This is a genomic window from Clostridium aquiflavi (assembly GCF_031344075.1).
Taxonomy (GTDB): domain Bacteria; phylum Bacillota; class Clostridia; order Clostridiales; family Clostridiaceae; genus Clostridium; species Clostridium aquiflavi.
The window spans coordinates 50,040-66,932 of the sequence record NZ_JAVJAN010000009.1; the positions used below are offsets into that span (position 1 = coordinate 50,040).

The window sequence follows — 16,893 nt, forward strand, 5'->3', positions numbered from 1 at the left end:
AATCCAGTCATTTTTAATTTCAATTTAATTAGTCTCTTAAAGTAGCACCTAATTTATATTCTAAAGATCTTAATATCTTATCATGTACTTTATTAACTTCTTTATCTGTTAATGTTTTATCCGCTCTATAGCAAATAGCATAAGCTATACTCTTCTTACCATCAGGAATTTGTTTTCCTTTGTATATATCGAATAATTCTACTTTTTCAACTAAATTTCCGCCAGCTTTTCTTATGCACTCTTCAATTTCTTGAACTAGTATACTATCATCTACAAGTAACGCAATATCTCTTGTAACCGCAGGGAATTTAGGTAATGCTTTATATTTTTTATCCATGTCAGCATTTTCATATAATGCATCTAAGTTGAGTTCTGCAATAAAGCAAGGTACATCAATACCATAATTTTCAGTTATATCTAAATGAACTTCTCCTAAAGTACCAACTACATTCTTACCTATAACAAGTTTTGCAGTTTTTCCTGGATGATAACTTACATTTTCACTTTCTCTTTCATATTTAGAATTCTTTATTCCAAGACCATCTATTATGTTTTCAACTGCGCCTTTAAGATCTAAATAATCGCAATCTCCATACATACCAATAGTTAATATGTTTCTTTCAGTTGGAATCTTAGTTTCATCTTCATTTTTAATATATACTTTAGCCATTTCAAATAGTCTAACATAGTCATTATTTCTTGAGTAATTTCTTCCTAAACATTCCATCATTGAAGGTATAGTGGAAGTTCTCATAACACTATAATCTTCACCTAATGGATTTTTAATTCTAACTACATTTCTAAGCTCGCTATCTTCTGGTACATTAATTTTATCAAATACCTTTGGAGATACAAATGAATAACTTATAGATTGATTTAATCCACTGCCTGTAGCAAGCATTACTACTTTATCATCTAATAATCTCTTTCTATATTTAGGTTCTCTTGATGTAGCTACGCTAAATATTGTAGCAGGAATAACATCATATCCATATATTCTAGCTATTTCTTCTGCTATATCTTCTTTAATAGCTATATCTATTCTAAATGTTGGAGCTGTTACATTTAAATTGTCTCCATGGATTTCTGTAAATAAATCAACACTATCTAGGCATTTTTTCATTTCTTCTTTAGAAATATCTGTTCCAAGGAATTTATTGACCCAGTTAAAATCAACAACTAATTTTCCAGTTTCTTTCTTTTTATTATATATATCTATTGTTCCTTCTACAATTTCTCCAGCACCTAATTCACAAATTAAAGCACATGCTCTATCAATTGCAAGTTTAGCCAAGTTAGGATCTATATCTTTTTCAAATCTTCCAGAAGCTTCACTTCTTAAGTTTAACTTCTTAGAATTAACTCTTATGTTAGTACCATCAAAGTTTGCAGATTCGAAAATAACTTCAGTTGTATCTTCTTTTATTTCTGAGTTTAATCCACCCATTATTCCAGCTAATCCAACTATTTTATTGTCATCTTTTATGCAAAGCATAGAGTCATCTAATTCTCTTTCAGCTTCATCTAAAGTAGTGAATTTTTCACCTTGTTTAGCTCTTTCAACTACTATTTTATTAGTAGATATTTCTCTAGCATCATAAGCATGCATCGGTTGACCTAATTCAAGCATTACAAAGTTTGTAATATCAACTATATTATCTATAGGTCTTATTCCTGCTTCAAGAAGTCTTTCTTGAAGCCAACCTGGTGATGGTTTCACTTTTACATTTTTAACTTTTCTAGCCATGTATCTTAAACACAAATCATCTTTTACTTCAACTTTTAGTTCATTATCTACATTGCCTTCACCAGAAACTTTATATTCTAAATTAGGCATCTTATAAGTAGTTCTTAAAGCTGCTGCTGTTTCTCTAGCCATACCAACTATACTTAAACAATCAGGTCTATTTGAAGTTATTTCAAAATCTAAAATAGCTTTATTTAACTTTAATAATTCTTTAAGTTCTACTCCAAGTTTAGTATCTGTAGGTAAAATCATTAATCCATGAACGGGTTCATCTCCTGCAATTCCAAGTTCTTCTTCAGAACAGAACATACCATTTGATGGTACCCCTCTAAGCTTACCTTTTTTAATCTTAGTTCCATCTGCCAATGTTGAACCATGTAAAGCTACTGGTACTACGTCTTGCTCTTTCATGTTTGTTGCAGCAGTAACTATTTGAATAGTTTCAGTTCCAATATCAACTTGACAAATGCTTAGTTTATCAGCATCCGGATGTTTTTCTATTTCAGTAATTTTTCCTGTAACAACTTTATCTATAACATCACCTTGAATTATTAATTCTTCTAATTGTGATCCTGTTAAAGTTAATTTATCTCCTAATTCTTTAGGGCTAACATTTATATCAACATAATCTTGTAACCAACTAAATGGTACTTTCATATTTTTTCCTCCTCATTTACCTTTAAATTCTTTATTAAAATTGATTTAAGAATCTCATGTCACTTTCGTATAGTAATCTTATATCATCTATACCATACTTAAGCATTACCATTCTATCAACACCAAATCCGAAAGCGAATCCACTATATACTTCTGGATCTATTCCACAATTTCTAAGTACATTTGGATGAACCATACCACAACCTAAAAGTTCTATCCATCCACTATTTTTACATACTCTACAGCCTTCTCCTCCACATACAAAACAAGTTGCATCCATTTCAGCTGATGGTTCTGTAAATGGGAAGTGATGTGGTCTAAACTTAGTTTGAACTTTATCGCCAAACATCTTCTTAGCAAATAATTCTAAAGTTCCTTTTAAATCTGCAAAAGTAACTCCTTTATCTATAACCAAACCCTCCATTTGATAGAATATAGGTGAATGTGTTGCATCCACTGAATCTGATCTATAAACTTTACCTGGTGAAATCATCTTAATTGGTGGCTTTTGATTTTCCATAGTTCTAACTTGAACTGGTGAAGTTTGAGTTCTAAGAACTATATTATCATTTATATATAATGTATCTTGTTCACTTCTAGCCGGATGATTTTTAGGTATATTTAATGCTTCAAAATTATAGTGATCATATTCAACTTCTGGACCTTCTTCAATTGTAAATCCCATTGATACAAATATATCTTCCATATTTTGAAGTGTTAATTCTAATGGATGTCTCTTTCCTATAACCTTCTTTTTACCTGGAAGTGAAATATCTATAGTTTCACTAGCAAGTTTTTCTGTTTTCTCTTTATCTTTTATTTTCTTTATTGCTGTCTCTAATTTTTCTTCTACTTTAGCTTTAGCTTCATTAACTAGCTTTCCTACTAAAGGTCTTTCTTCTGCAGATAATGCCCCCATACCTCTTAATATTGTAGTAAGTTCCCCTTTTTTTCCTAAGAACTTAACTCTAATTTCTTCTAATTCATTACTTTTCATTGAATTTTCAATTTGCTTTAATGCAAGTTCTTGCAATTCTTTAAGTTTTTCTTTCATGTTTTTTCTCCTTTCAAACATTTTTATGTACAATAAAAAATCGTCCCCCTATAAAAGGGACGAATTATCCGCGTTACCACCCTAATTGAAACTTATAAAAATATATTATAAGAATCCAACTTAAAATTTAACGGCATTGACCGCTAGCTACTACTTAATTTCACAGCTAGAACTCCTGAGTGAACTTCAACATTATTTCATTTAAATAAGCTTCCAGTCTATGACTTATTCTCCCTAAAAACTTTCTAATATCTACTCTCTCATTCACAGTTTATAATTATTTAATTCCCTATAATTATACAAATAAACTAATTAAAATTCAATACTAAAAATTCAATTAAAATTTTGTCTTACTTTTTCATAAATTATAATGGATGTCGCTATAGCTACATTTAAAGATTCTGCTCCACCTGGCATGGGTATTTTAACTCTTCTATCGGCTAAGTCTAACACTTCATCAGATACACCATTTCCTTCATTGCCAACTGTAAGTATAGTCTTTCCTTTTAAATCTTCTTTAAAAAAATCTTTACTACTTTCTAATGACGTAACTATTAATTTAAATCCATCTTTTTTCAATGATTTTATTAATGAAAAATCATCATCATAATATATAGGCATATAAAACAATGATCCCATTGTTGATCTTATTGTTTTTTCATTATATATGTCTACAGTTCCTTTAGATAATATTATTCCATTTACACCTGCTGCATGAGCAGTTCTTATTATAGTTCCTAGATTTCCTGGATCTTGTACTTTATCGCAAAACAAATAAAAATCCCCTTGAAAATCTAGATTTTTATTCTCCATTTTAACTATAGCAATTATTCCTTGAGGATTTTCTGTTGATGTTAAATCTTTAAATAAATTATCAGCAATACAATAAACCTTTTTATTTTCTATATTGTTTTTATCTATATAATTATCTAATTTTTCATACCCTACTTCAGTTAATATTAAATAATCTATATCTAAATTTGCTTTTATTGCTTCATTAACAAGTCTAAATCCTTCAATTACATATTTATTAATTTTATTTCTATTTTTTCTCTCTTTGAGTTTTTTAGCTTCTTTATATATAGTATTTTCTTTACTTTCAATAAAAATCAAAGTCTACACCTCAATTATTTTAATCTTACTATCATACCCTCAAGTTTACTTAAATCTTCTGCTGAACCAATAGCTACTATTATATCTTTAGCTTTTACAATGTGATCAGCTGAAGGTGATATATTTATATCTTCGCCTTCTTTAATTGCCATAACATTTATTCCATACTGACTTCTTAATTTTATTTCCCTTAGACTTTTTCCATCCCATTCATCTAAAGCTTCAATTTCCATTATACTGTAGTCTGAAGATAATTCAATATAATCTAATATACTAGAAGAAACTAAATTATGAGCAACTCTAACCCCCATATCTTGTTCTGGTAATATTACCCTATCAGCACCAATTTTATACAAAACTTTAGAATGTATCTTATTATTAGCTTTTGCAATTATATATTTAACACCTAATTCTTTAACAAGTAATGTTGCCATAATGCTTGCTTGTATATTAGATCCTATAGTTACAATTGCAACATCAAAATTTCTAAGTCCTAATGTTCTTAATGCATTCTCATCAGTAGAATCCATTTGAACTGCATGAGTTACATTATCAGAAATATCTTGAATTATATCTTCGTCTTTATCTATTACTAAAACATCATTTCCTAAGTCATATAAAGTCTTAGCAACAGAAGCACCAAATCGACCTAACCCAATCACCACAAATTGTTTGTTTACCAAAACTAAGTCACTCCTATCCTATCAATATCTTACCTTCTGGATATCTATATCCCTTTTTTTTCTTTCTATTTAACAATGCTAAAATTACAGTTAATGGACCAACTCTACCACAATACATAGTAAGCATTATTACAATCTTTCCTGTAAATGATAATTGTTGCGTTACTCCAGTAGTTAATCCTACTGTACCAAAAGCTGAAGTTGCTTCATAAAGTAAATTTATAAAAGATTGATTTGGTTCCACTATGGTAAGAATCATTGTCACTATCATCACAAGCATCATTGCAATAAAAAATAAAGTAAATGCTTTATATACTAAATCTTTTGAAAATCTTTTTTCAAATGCTTCAGTATCTTCTCTTCCTTTTAAAACAGAAATTACTGTTAAAATCAGAACACCAAATGTAGCAGTTTTTAAACCACCTGCTGTTGAACCCGATGATCCTCCTATAAACATTAATATTATAGTAATTAATTTACCAGACATCGTCATATCATCAGTAGAAATACTATTAAATCCTGCTGTTCTTGGAGATACAGATGCAAAAAATGAATTTAATATTTTGTCTTTAAAAGACATCCCACCTATAGTTTGCATATTCTTATATTCAAATAAAAATATACATATAAATCCAAAAATAATTAAAAATATAGTAACTAATAATACCACCTTAGAATTAAGAGATAATCTTTTAGAACTTTTATTATAATTATATATTTCAAGCCATACTGTAAAACCTAAACCACCAATTATTATTAAAGCACTTATGCTTAATATTACTACTATATTACTAGAATAACCAGTTAAACTATTAAAATTTCCAAATAAATCAAACCCTGCATTACAAAATGCTGAAATAGAATGAAATATACTATAAAATAATCCCTTTGAAAATCCAAGCTGCGGTATGAACTGAGTTGATAATAATAAGGCGCCAAAAAACTGAACTGAAAATGTTAATGCAAAAACATATTGAACCATTCTTACTAAACCTTCAATATTGAAAGTGTTCATAGCTTCCTGCATTAATAATCTATCCCTTAAAGTTATCTTTTTTCCTAATAATATTGCAATAAATGTAGTAAAAGACATGAAGCCCATGCCACCAATTTCTATTAACATTATAATTATAACTTGACCAAAAGTACTCCAGTGAGTTCCTGTGTCTAATGTAACTAACCCAGTAACACATACTGCTGATGTAGATGTAAAAATGGCATCTATAAAATTTGTACTTTCACCGCTGACAGAAGAAATAGGTAAAGTTAATATAAGTGCTCCTATTAAAACAACTATAGCAAAACCTATAGATAGCACTTGAACTGCATTAAGTCTTGATTTTTTTGTCAGAACTTTTCCCATATACTCACCTCAAAAGGTTAATTTAAAATTACTTCATTTTATTTTACCTATTTAATATAAATTTTATGTAAACTAAAGATATATAAATAATTTTTATATTATAATATTTTTCAATATATAATAAAAATGCGACCTAGGTCGCATTTTATTAAGCGTTTAATTGTTTTTTAGCTACTTCTACTAAATCAGCAAATGCTTTTGCATCATTTATAGCGATTTCTGATAACATTTTTCTGTTTATATCGATACCAGCTAATTTAATTCCGTTCATGAATTTTGAATATGAAAGACCATTGATTCTTGTTGCTGCATTTATTCTAGCAATCCATAATCTTCTGTAATCTCTCTTTTTATTCTTTCTTCCAACATAAGAATTTCTTAATGCTCTAATTACTGATTCGTTAGCTGTTTTAAATAACTTACTCTTTCCACCGTAGTATCCTTTTGCAAGTTTTAAAACCTTTTTATGATTCTTACGAGCGTTTTTTGCTCTCTTTACTCTTGCCATGCTTTAAACCTCCTGTAACCTCTTCAAATTATAGATATGGTAATAATTTTTTCATTACTTTTTCTTCTGATTTTGATACGTATCCACCTTTTCTAAGATTTCTCTTAGTTTTAGGACTCTTCTTTGTTAATATATGGCTTTTGAATGCTTTCGCTCTCTTAAGCTTTCCTGTACCTGTTTTCTTAAATCTCTTTGCTGCACCTCTGTGGCTTTTCATTTTTGGCATAAATAAAATCCTCCTCTCAAGTTATCCCTTTTTAGGGCCTAAAACCATTGTCATGTTTCTGCCTTCTTTTTTTGGATGCTTTTCTATTTGGCAGACATCTTCCAATTTCTTTGCGAAGTTATCAAGAATTCTTGCTCCAATATGAGTCAATTCCATCTCTCTACCTCTAAATCTAACAGTGATTTTAACTTTATCTCCGTCTAATAAGAATTTTCTGGCATTCTTTGCTTTTATAGCAATGTCATGTTCTTCTATTGTAAGACTTACTCTTACTTCTTTAACACTTACAACCTTTTGTTTCTTCTTAGCTTCTTTTTCTTTTTTAGATTGTTCATATATGAACTTACCAAAGTCCATTATTTTACACACTGGAGGGTTTGCATTTGGTGAAATCATAACTAAATCTAACTCTTGTTCTTCTGCTATTCTCATAGCTTCTCTTGAAGAAATTACACCTAATTGTTCTCCATCATTTGCAACTACTCTTAATTCTTTTTGTCTTATCTCTTCATTAATAAAATAATCTTTACTAATACTTTTCACCTCCGAGGAATTTTATACATAATAAAAGACGGCCATAAGCCGTCTTACACTATCACTATTGATAAAATCTAGAGATATAACCACACTAGTACTTCACAACTGTATGGTGAGAAACGGCTATGTTTCTTCTTTACGAACTAAATTATATCAAGCATTTCATAATGTGTCAATACTTTTTATTATTATTTTTTTATTTTCACATTTCATGCATCCTGTGCAATATTCGACCCTCTCTTCAAACACATTATTAATAGTATCTAAAAATTCTCTATTAATAGAATTCTCTTTATTATGAATTATTATTTTTTTAGGAGTGTTTGTAATTAATCCACTTATTAATATATCTTCTGTACTAACATCGCTCATTTTCTTACAATCCGAAAATTCTTCCTTAAATGTTTTTAATAAATCTGTTCCATAATTATCAGTTACTATATAGTTACCATTTTCTTCTATAGATATATCTATCAGTTCTATCTTGCAATCTTGTATATCAACAAAATACTTTAATAACTTAACAAATTCCTTATACTCCTTTTCAACAATATAATTTTCAACTACTTTTTGTATTATTTTCTCTATATCGCCTCTAAGTTTCTTCATTCTAAATGTTATAAATCCATTTATATTAATTTCTTGCTTTTCTTTTATGCAATCTTTTATCTCTTCAATAATTCCGTTCATCTTATTTAAATAATAAATAGAGTTACCATCTTTTAATCCACTTTCACATTCTAATACTTTAACAATATCATCTTCTATTTCTAATATTTCATCTTGTTTTAAGAAAAAATAATTTTCTGTTAAAAATTCAAACATTTCTTTTTGTCTATAATTTTCAATAACAACTTTATATAAAATATTACTTACATATAAATTAATAATATCTTTTACCTTTTCATTATAATGTTCTTCTTCACAAATAATTTTTATAATATGAGTCTTATCTTCTATGCTTTCTACTAATCCTATTATTATATTTTTTTTCTTTAGCAATTCTCTTAAATCTTGTAATTCACCAACAAAATCTAATTCATCATTATAAGCTAATTTCAAAACAAGCATGGATTTCACTCCCTTCTTACATTAGTATGTAATAAACTTAAAACTCTTATACTTATAAAAATACTAAATTTTAGATTTTCATATCCTATTGTTTTTTTTTTAATCTTGTAGTAATTTCTTATTATAAATTACTATATTAAAGGAGTATTACTATGTATTGTTTTATTGACTATAGAGCAACAAAAGAAGAAATTAATAATTTACACAAACTTAATATTGAACCCATTTTAGTTCCTAAATCTAATAATGTATATGACTCAATAAATGGTCATCCTGATATTCAAATGAATATATTAAACAATTCATCTGAAAATCAAATTATTATTCATAAAGATATCCCTTTAGAATTTATAAAACTATTGGATAGTAAGAATATAAAATATATTCTTTCAAATTCTAACTTGTCTAATACATACCCTAAAGATATTATTTTAAATTCTTTAATTTTAGATGATTATTTTATTCACAACTTAAAATATAGTGACAATACTCTCTTAAATTCTCAATCATCTAAGTTAAATATCAATGTATCTCAAGGATATACAAAATGCTCTGTACTACCTGTTAGAAACAAAGCACTTATAACAAGTGATGTAGGAATTTATTCCACACTAATAAATTATGATTTTGATGTCCTTTTGCTTCCTCCGGGTGATATACTTCTTCCAAATTTAAATTATGGATTTATTGGAGGTACTGGAGGGCTAATTTCTGATAATAAGATAGCTTTCTTTGGTGAATTAAGTCATTATACGTGGGGAAATGAAGTGAATAAGTTTTTATATAAATATGATGTTTCTCCTATTTATTTAAGAAAAGGTAAATTAATAGATAGAGGTAGCTTACTTGTGCTTTAAACCTAATTTGTAAATTTATCACATCCACTATTAATAATATGATTTTATTTTTTTTCTGTTCCTATATTAATATTTTTCTAATATAAAAAATGTACTTTAACTTAAAAGTCAAAGTACATTTTTATTACTTACTGCTTAAGATTATAATTTAGTTGTAAATTTTACTATTATTTTTTTGTAGAATTTAATAACTCACCAATATCTTTAGTTGTAAATGCATATTTAGTGTTACAAAAATTACATACTATTTCTTCATTTTTACCATCATCATATATTTCTTGCAACTCTTTCTTACCTATAGATGCTAATGCTTTCTCTACTTTATCTCTTGAACAATCACATCTATATTTAGGTTCAATAGAATCTAGTATATTTAAATCCATGCCCTCAAATATAAATTCTAATATTTCTTCTATACTTTTTCCTTCTGATATAAGTGTAGTTATAGGTGGTATCTCTTCTAATCTATATGTTACTAAATCAGCTAAAAGTTCATCTGCATCAGGCATCATTTGAACTATAAATCCTCCTGCTGCTTTTATAGATATATCTTTATCCACTAGCACTCCTAAAGATACTGCTGATGGTGTTTGTTCAGATACTGTAAAATAATAAGCAAAGTCTTCTGCTATTTCCCCACTATATATTGGAACTTGACCTACATATGGTTCTTTTAAACCTAAGTCTTTAATTACATATAAAAGTCCATCCTTACCTATAGCACCACCAACATCTAACTTTCCTTTAGCGTTTAATTCCCTAGTAACATATGGATTCCCTATAAAACCCTTCACACTTGCATCATTATGTGCAGTAACTGTTATTCCTTTTGCTTCTCCTCCACCATTTATCTTTAAAGTTAAAGACTCTTTTTCACTTTTTAATGTAGTTCCCATTAAAGTTCCTGCAGTAAGCATTCTTCCTAACGCTGCTGCTGCAACTGAAGTACATTCGTGAATCTTACTACCCTCATCAACTAAGTTTGTAGTGATTCCTCCTATTATTCTAACCATCCCATTTTTAGCCGTTGCTCTAACTATTTTATCTTTCATATAAATATCGCCCTCCATTATTTACTTACAACATAAACTATTCTTTCACTTTCTTTAAATACAGATTTATTACTGTAACTATCGAACTTACCTACTAATTTAAAACCACAGTCTTTTAAAGCTTTTTCTAATTCAACCTCTTTATAAGCTCTTTCTATGTGTTGCTCTTCAAATTTCTCGTATAATTCTTCTTTACTTTTAACAAAAAAAGTTAAAAACATATTAAGTACTTCTTCTTCAAATACGTTTTCCCATGTATAAAATACATCATCTGAATTATATGTATAAATATTATTACCTAATATAGTTGATAATTTGTAATAAGAATTTATATCGAATATAAATATTCCGTCATCTTTTAAATGTTCATGTACTCTATTAAAATAACTTATTAACTCATCATATTCTGTTAAATAATTTGTAGAGTCAAGAACAGATGTTATTAAATCAAATTTATGATTTAATGATAGCTCACACATATCTTGACATATTATTTTTGCTTTAATTTTATTTTTTTTGAATTTATCAAATGCTATATTTAACATATCATCTGACAAATCAACAGCATATGTATTTTTAAAATATGTAGCTACATTTATTGATACATTACCTGTCCCACATGCTAAATCTAAGTAGTCTTCATATTTTATATTATTTTCTTTACATAGTTCTATAATTCTATTGCCTACTAAGTCGTAATTTATATCTTCATATATTAACTTATCATAAATATTTGCAAATTCGCCATAAGCCATAAATATTACCCATCCTTAAAATATCATATATATTTCCAACAATTATATTATATCTTAATAAGTAATTCGTCAACTTTAATAGAATATAATCACATTATCATATATATTTCCTTTACTACATATAAATATTAGACTATAGCCATATAGATTTTATACTTTAAATTATATTTTCTTATTATAATTTAAATTTTGTAATATTTGATTATTAGTTGGCATATTAAGTATTTTCTTTCTTTTTGTCATAAGACCTCCTATACGACCTGTCTCTTCTGCAGAAAGTCCACCCCAACCTTCTTTATCAACTTTATCACTTAAGCCAAGTTCTTCTGCAATTTCATATTTTAATTTTTCCCTCATTTTTTCTGCTTCAGTAAGTTCTTTATTAGATTTTATTTTGGATTTTATTATTTTTTTTAATGGTGTACCACTCACAGTTACGCACTCCTTTCAAAAAACAAATTATTAAGACTATATAATATCTAATAAAGTGTATATTATTTTCTTAATTTGTTTTATATCATTATTCACTAATAATATGTTCTGAATATACTATTAGTATGTATAAAACATAGCTATTATATGAAAAATTTTCACTTATTTTATACATGCACTTGATATTTTCATTATATTTAACTATAGTATTTGTATATTAGATAATTTTTTAAAATAAATTATACTTATAAAAATAATTAGGAGGGATTAATGTGTATAATGTCGCAATAGTTGGGGCTACTGGAAATGTAGGAAGAAAATTTTTAGAAATTCTAGAAGAAAGAGATTTTCCAGTAAAAAATTTATATCTTTTTGCATCTAAAAGATCCGAAGGAAAAACTTTAAAGTTTAAAGGAAAGGATTTTATTGTTGAAGAAACATGTGAAAAGAATATAAAAAGTAAAAAAATAGACTATGCACTTTTTTCAGCAGGTGGAGATGCTAGTAAAGAATTTGCACCTATATTTGCTTCATATGGAGCTGTAGTGATTGATAATAGTAGTGCTTGGAGAATGGACCCTGAGGTACCTTTAATAGTACCAGAGGTAAATCCTGAAGATATAAAACTTCATAAAGGAATAATTGCTAATCCAAACTGCTCTACTATACAGGCTATGCCTATAGTGAAAGCATTAAATGATAAATATGGAATCAAAAGAATAGTATATTCAACTTATCAAGCCGTATCAGGTGCCGGAATTCAAGCCATAAAAGATTTAGAAGATGGCGTTAAAGGAATTGCACCAAAAAAATTTCCTTATCCTATAGCAGGTAATGTTTTACCTCATATAGATGTCTTTTTAGATAATGGATACACTAAAGAAGAAGAAAAAATGATTAATGAAACAAGAAAAATACTTAATTGTCCTGATTTAAGAATAACAGCTACTACAGCTAGAGTTCCTGTATTAAATGGGCATAGTGAAAGTATAAATGTAGAATTAAATTCTCCATTTGAAGTGGAAGATATTTTTGAATTATTTAGAAACACTAATGGTGTAACTGTATATGATGATGTAAGAGAATTAAAATATCCTACCCCTCTTATGGTATCAGGAAAAGATGATGTTTATGTTGGTAGAATCAGAAGGGACTTTAGTATTGATAATGGCTTAAACCTATGGGTTGTTGGAGACAATATAAGAAAAGGAGCAGCTCTTAATGCTATTCAAATTGCTGAAATAATGATCCAATCTAACAATTAAAAATGGAGGAATTTTAATGTCAGTATTTGAAGGTTCTGGTGTAGCACTTGTTACTCCTTTTAATGATAACGGAATAGATTATGATAAATTACAGGATTTATTAGAATGGCACGTTAAAGAAGGAACAGATTCTATAATTATTTGTGGAACTACTGGTGAAGCAACTACTATGACAGAAAGCGAAAAAAAAGCTGTAATCAAATTTGCAGTTGATACAATAAATAAAAGGATACCAGTAATTGCTGGTACTGGCTCAAACAACACTGTTTCTGCTATTGAAATGAGTAAATACGCTGAAAGTGTTGGAGTTGATGCTATACTTGTAATTACTCCTTATTATAATAAAACTTCACAAAAAGGATTATTTAAGCATTTTAAGGCAGTAAATGATTCTGTAAATATTCCTATAATTCTTTATAATGTACCAAGTAGAACTGGTGTAAATATAACACCTAAATCTTTAGTACAAATAGCAGAGTTAAATAATGTAGTTGCTATAAAAGAAGCAAGTGGTAATATAAGCCAAATTATGGAAATGAAATCATTATGTAAAGATAAAATAGATATTTATTCTGGTAATGATGATCAAATAGTTCCAATAATGTCTCTTGGAGGCAAAGGCGTTATATCAGTTTCAGCTAATGTTATACCAAATGAAGTTCACACACTTACCAAAAAGTGTTTAGAAGGAAAATTTAATGAAGCTTTAGACATTCAATTAAACAGATTGAAATTAACAAATGCTTTATTTATAGAAACAAATCCTATTCCTGTAAAAACAGCTATGAATCTTATGGGATTTGAAGTTGGCTCTTTAAGACTTCCACTATGCGAAATGGAAGATAGTAATTTAGAAACATTAAAGACTATTTTAAAGGAAAATAAATTAATATAAGGTGATTAAATGATAAAAATAGTATTAAACGGTTGCTGTGGCAAAATGGGTAAAGTCATAACTGAATGTGCTAGCAAATTTAATAATTTAAAAATTATTGCTGGTATAGATAAGTTCCCTCATGAAACATCTTATCCTATATTTGAAACGCCTGAAGACTTAGATCTAGATTATGATGTACTATTAGATTTCTCAAGAGCTGGTGCTTTAAAAGGATTATTAAATCTAACTGAAAAAACTAAGAAACCTTTAGTAATCTGTTCAACTGGATTTTCTAATGAAGATTTAACTTTAATAGAGGAAAAGAGTAAAACTCTTCCATTATTCCGTTCTGCTAATATGTCTCTTGGAATAAATTTAATAAATTCTCTATTAAGAAAAGTAACACCTCTTCTTTATGGTAATTATGATATTGAAATCATAGAAAAACATCATAATCAAAAAGTAGATTCTCCTAGTGGTACTGCAGTTTTACTTGCAGATACAATAAAGGAATCTATAAATGATGAAACAAAATTCGTTTATGGACGTTCTGGAGCATCTAAAAGAGAAGAGAATGAAATAGGTATTCATGCTATTAGAGGTGGCTCTATAGTTGGAGATCACGATGTAATCTTTGCTGGAGTTGGAGAGGTAATAGAATTATCTCATAAAGCGATTTCTAGAGAAGTATTTGCTATTGGAGCTTTAAAAGCTTGTGAATACATGGGTAATATATCAAATCCAGGTTTATACACTATGGATGACGTTATCGGTATAACTAAATAATTCTTTTGGATATTTAAATTCAAAAAAGAGGAGATTTTTAAAATCCCCTCTTTTTTATTTAAATTTTATTTTCCTTCTACATATGCCTTATCAAAGTATATGAATCCTAATGGTGATACTTTAACACCTTTTACATAGTCTTTAATCCCTTTAGTTTTAACTTGATAATTTAATGGTATTACAGGCATATCTTCCATTAATATATCTTCTGCTTGATGTAACATTTCAAATCTCTTAGTTTGATCTTGTTCAACCTTTGCAGCTCTTATTAACTTATCATATTCTGGATTATTATATCCTGCACAGTTTTGGCCTGATGTACTTTCCCACATATCTAAGAATGTCATTGGATCTATATAATCACCTACCCAAGAATGGAATCCAATTTCATATTGTTTTGCAGTTCTTGTAGTTTGGAATACTTTCCATTCTTGACTTTGAAGTTCAACATTAATTCCTAAATTAGTTTTCCACATATCTTGAAGCGCTTGAGCAATATCTCCATTTGGATTAGTTGGATTAATAAGTGCTACAAGATTAGGGAATCCTTCTCCGTTTGGATATCCAGCTTCTGCTAATAATTTCTTAGCTTCTTCTAAATCACCCTCTGCTTTAAAGTATTTTTTATCAGCAAAATCTGATCCATCTGGGTTTTTAATTCCTTGTGCTACAAATCCTGTTGCTGGTGTTTGACCACCTTTTAATATATTTTTAATTATTGAAGGTCTATCTATTGCAAGATTTAAAGCCTTTCTAACTCTTTTATCTTGTAATACTTTTGTAGCATTAGGATCAATTGCATTTACTGAATCAGAAACATTTATTACATAAAATCCTGTTCCTAGTAATGGGAAGTTCTTTCCTGTTCCATCTGCTAATGCTCCTTCTATTTCTGATGTTGGCACAATATCTACCATATCAAAATCACCTGTTTTAAAGCTAGCCCAAGCAGATGTATCTTCAGTAACTAATTTTACATCTAACTTATCAAGTTTTATATTATTAATATCATAGTAATTTTCATTCTTTTCTAATACTATTTCATCTTTCATACCATATTTAGTTATCTTGAAAGGTCCATTTGAAACGTAAGTTTCAGCATTAAGAGCCCAAGTATCCTTATTAGCTTCAACTGTAGCCTTATTTACTGGTAAATAACAAGTAAATGCTGTTAAATCTAAGAAATATGGACATGGAGCAGCTAATGTTACTTCTAAAGTTTTATCATCAATTGCTTTAACTCCTACTTCTTCTACGGTTCCTTTTCCTTGGTTATAAGCTTCTGCACCTTTGATATATGACATTTGGAATGCATATCCTGATGCTGTTGCTGGATTTAATACTCTCTTCCATGAATATTCAAAATCATTTGCTGTAACTGATTCTCCATTAGACCATTTAACACCATCTCTTAAATGAAAAGTATAAACTGTTCCATCTTCTGAAACATCACATTTTTCAGCAATTCCAGGAATAGCCTTGTTATTCTCATCTAATTTATACAATCCTTCAAATGCATTTACTATAATAGTTGCACTATCTACAGCTTCACTTAATGCTGGATCTAAAGTTTTAGGATCTGCATTTAAATTATAAGTTATAATTTGTGCATTAGGATCATTCTTACTTGATCCTCCACCACAGCCTACTAAAGTTGAAAAACCTAAAGTTAATGCCAATGTTATTGCACACAACTTTTTAATTTTACTAGTTTTCATTAAAAATTTCCCCCTTAACAATTCTGTCAAATTTATCTTGCAAACTAACAATCATTATTTACTTCCATAATAAGCAAAAAGATAACGATTGCAGCACCCTAGATAAGGACTTTAAGTTTCAGATGAAGCTTTTTAACTTCACCTGAAAACTTATAATCCTATTTTATTATAAATATCTAATTAAAGATATTT

17 protein-coding genes and 1 other annotated feature are annotated in these 16,893 nt (G+C 28.3%); of the genes, 4 read left to right on the forward strand and 13 right to left on the reverse strand.

What is annotated here, in order from left to right; translation table 11 throughout:
- Positions 1–28: 28 nt before the first annotated feature.
- From pheT to ytxC, 9 genes are all read right to left on the reverse strand, one after another.
- Positions 29–2,404 carry a phenylalanine--tRNA ligase subunit beta gene (pheT, locus tag RGC78_RS04510; protein WP_252226083.1) on the reverse strand — a complete coding sequence of 792 codons (2,376 nt, stop codon included), beginning with the start codon at positions 2,402–2,404 and terminating at the stop codon, positions 29–31.
- A gap of 34 nt (positions 2,405–2,438) precedes the next feature.
- Positions 2,439–3,458, reverse strand: coding sequence for a phenylalanine--tRNA ligase subunit alpha (pheS, locus tag RGC78_RS04515; RefSeq protein WP_252229235.1), 1,020 nt, complete (start codon positions 3,456–3,458; stop codon positions 2,439–2,441).
- Between the two features lie 52 nt (positions 3,459–3,510).
- Positions 3,511–3,735: a binding site (T-box leader), on the reverse strand.
- A gap of 56 nt (positions 3,736–3,791) precedes the next feature.
- Positions 3,792–4,571, reverse strand: a complete 780-nt coding sequence (locus RGC78_RS04520; RefSeq protein ID WP_252213205.1) for a TrmH family RNA methyltransferase — start codon at positions 4,569–4,571, stop codon at positions 3,792–3,794.
- A 14-nt stretch (positions 4,572–4,585) separates the two neighbouring features.
- Entirely contained in the window at positions 4,586–5,254 is a 669-nt protein-coding gene (locus RGC78_RS04525) for a potassium channel family protein (protein WP_252213204.1), read from the reverse strand.
- A gap of 13 nt (positions 5,255–5,267) precedes the next feature.
- Positions 5,268–6,617, reverse strand: coding sequence for a TrkH family potassium uptake protein (locus tag RGC78_RS04530; protein ID WP_252213203.1), 1,350 nt, complete (start codon positions 6,615–6,617; stop codon positions 5,268–5,270).
- Between the two features lie 148 nt (positions 6,618–6,765).
- Positions 6,766–7,125, reverse strand: coding sequence for a 50S ribosomal protein L20 (gene rplT, locus RGC78_RS04535; RefSeq protein WP_003369926.1), 360 nt, complete (start codon positions 7,123–7,125; stop codon positions 6,766–6,768).
- A 28-nt stretch (positions 7,126–7,153) separates the two neighbouring features.
- Positions 7,154–7,351, reverse strand: coding sequence for a 50S ribosomal protein L35 (rpmI, locus tag RGC78_RS04540; protein WP_003373773.1), 198 nt, complete (start codon positions 7,349–7,351; stop codon positions 7,154–7,156).
- 21 nt (positions 7,352–7,372) lie between these two features.
- Positions 7,373–7,894 (reverse strand): translation initiation factor IF-3, encoded by a 522-nt coding sequence (infC, locus tag RGC78_RS04545; RefSeq protein WP_252213202.1) that lies wholly within the window; start codon positions 7,892–7,894, stop codon positions 7,373–7,375.
- Between the two features lie 156 nt (positions 7,895–8,050).
- Positions 8,051–8,959, reverse strand: coding sequence for a putative sporulation protein YtxC (gene ytxC, locus RGC78_RS04550; RefSeq protein WP_252213201.1), 909 nt, complete (start codon positions 8,957–8,959; stop codon positions 8,051–8,053).
- A 152-nt stretch (positions 8,960–9,111) separates the two neighbouring features.
- Here ytxC and RGC78_RS04555 point away from each other — a divergent pair, with 152 nt between their 5' ends.
- Complete coding sequence (locus RGC78_RS04555) at positions 9,112–9,816, forward strand: DUF6873 family GME fold protein (protein WP_252213200.1); 705 nt, start codon at positions 9,112–9,114, stop codon at positions 9,814–9,816.
- 167 nt (positions 9,817–9,983) lie between these two features.
- Here RGC78_RS04555 and hslO read toward each other — a convergent pair whose 3' ends face one another.
- The 3 genes from hslO to RGC78_RS04570 form a co-directional block, all read right to left on the reverse strand.
- Entirely contained in the window at positions 9,984–10,868 is an 885-nt protein-coding gene (gene hslO, locus RGC78_RS04560; RefSeq protein ID WP_309556122.1) for an Hsp33 family molecular chaperone HslO, read from the reverse strand.
- Between the two features lie 17 nt (positions 10,869–10,885).
- Complete coding sequence (locus RGC78_RS04565) at positions 10,886–11,623, reverse strand: class I SAM-dependent DNA methyltransferase (RefSeq protein ID WP_252213196.1); 738 nt, start codon at positions 11,621–11,623, stop codon at positions 10,886–10,888.
- Between the two features lie 162 nt (positions 11,624–11,785).
- Positions 11,786–12,055 carry an alpha/beta-type small acid-soluble spore protein gene (locus RGC78_RS04570; protein ID WP_252213194.1) on the reverse strand — a complete coding sequence of 90 codons (270 nt, stop codon included), beginning with the start codon at positions 12,053–12,055 and terminating at the stop codon, positions 11,786–11,788.
- 272 nt (positions 12,056–12,327) lie between these two features.
- Here RGC78_RS04570 and RGC78_RS04575 point away from each other — a divergent pair, with 272 nt between their 5' ends.
- From RGC78_RS04575 to dapB, 3 genes are read left to right on the forward strand one after another with little or no spacing between them, the layout of a single operon-like run.
- The gene (locus RGC78_RS04575; RefSeq protein WP_252213192.1) at positions 12,328–13,320 is read left to right on the forward strand and encodes an aspartate-semialdehyde dehydrogenase; all 993 of its coding nucleotides are present in this window, start codon (positions 12,328–12,330) and stop codon (positions 13,318–13,320) included.
- Between the two features lie 16 nt (positions 13,321–13,336).
- The gene (dapA, locus tag RGC78_RS04580; protein WP_252213191.1) at positions 13,337–14,215 is read left to right on the forward strand and encodes a 4-hydroxy-tetrahydrodipicolinate synthase; all 879 of its coding nucleotides are present in this window, start codon (positions 13,337–13,339) and stop codon (positions 14,213–14,215) included.
- 9 nt (positions 14,216–14,224) lie between these two features.
- Entirely contained in the window at positions 14,225–14,983 is a 759-nt protein-coding gene (dapB, locus tag RGC78_RS04585; RefSeq protein WP_252229252.1) for a 4-hydroxy-tetrahydrodipicolinate reductase, read from the forward strand.
- A gap of 65 nt (positions 14,984–15,048) precedes the next feature.
- On the opposite strand, the gene RGC78_RS04590 is transcribed toward dapB, so the two are convergent.
- Complete coding sequence (locus tag RGC78_RS04590; protein WP_252213189.1) at positions 15,049–16,701, reverse strand: peptide ABC transporter substrate-binding protein; 1,653 nt, start codon at positions 16,699–16,701, stop codon at positions 15,049–15,051.
- Positions 16,702–16,893: the final 192 nt, after the last annotated feature.